Annotated in this window: 1 protein-coding gene; it reads left to right on the plus strand. The window is 71.9% G+C overall.

Translation table 11 applies throughout. The annotated features are described in order from the left end of the window. Positions 1-97: 97 nt before the first annotated feature. Positions 98-970 carry a 3-oxoacyl-ACP synthase III family protein gene (locus AB0G02_RS42050; RefSeq protein ID WP_360806729.1) on the plus strand — a complete coding sequence of 291 codons (873 nt, stop codon included), beginning with the start codon at positions 98-100 and terminating at the stop codon, positions 968-970. Positions 971-1040: the final 70 nt, after the last annotated feature.

Here is a 1040-nt window from a genome sequence, read left to right on the forward strand (position 1 = left end):
GTTCGACCCGGGGCAGTGCGCGACGCCCACCCGGTGCTTGGCGTAGATCGCCACGTCCTCCGGCGTCGCCACCCGGACCCGCTACCTGGCCACCGACCTGGAGTCCGGCGAGGTCGGCCACACCCTCACCGACCTCGGCGAGACCGCCGCGCGCCGGGCGCTCACCGCCGCCGGCAAGACCGCGGGCGAGGTGGACCTGGTGGTGATGGGCACCGCGACACCGGACATGCTCATGCCCGCCACGGTCAACCTCATCGCCGACCGCCTCGGCATCGACGGCGTGCCCACCTTCCAGCTCCAGTCGGGCTGCTCCGGAGCCGTGCAGGCGCTGGAGATCGCGGGCCGGTTGATGAGCACCGGCCGGTACCGCACCGCGCTCGTGCTCGGCGGCGACGTCAGCGCCAGGCACTACGACCTGCGCGTGGACGTGCGGACGCTGTCCCCGGCCGAGGTGGTCAACGTGGTGCTGTTCGGCGACGGCGCGGGCGCCGCGGTGCTGGGTGTCGAACCGACCGCCGACTCCGTCGCGGTGCGGACGGTCTTCACCCGCCTCACCGGGTTAGGCCGCGAGCCGGGGCAGGTGATCCGGTGGTTCGGGCTGGCCGACCGCGGGCACGAGCAGGCCGCCGGCGCCGAGGACTACAAGATGATCGAGGAGTCCGTGCCCGCGATGTCCGAGGAGATCCTCAAGGAGCTGCTGGACGAGGCCGGCTGGACGTCGTCAGAGGTGGACTACCTGCTGCCGCCCCAGCTGTCCGGCCGGATGACCAGGAAGATCGTCGATCGTCTCGGCGTGCCGGGTGCCACCGAGGTCAGCTGCGTGAGCGAGGTCGGCAACAACGGCAACGCGCTGGTGTTCTTCCAGCTCGAACGCGCGCTGGCCGCCATGGGCCGCGGTGAGCGCGCGGTGGGCATCGCGGTGGAGTCGAGCAAGTGGATCAAAGCCGGGTTCGCGCTGGAGAAGGTGTGACGCGTGGAGCCGACCGCAGAGAACTCCCACCTGGCGCCCCGTCTGCTGCGCGACCTGACCGGTCCGGAGG

Origin of the sequence: Actinosynnema sp. NPDC023658, assembly GCF_040639995.1 — a bacterium.
Taxonomy (GTDB): Bacteria; Actinomycetota; Actinomycetes; order Mycobacteriales; family Pseudonocardiaceae; genus Actinosynnema.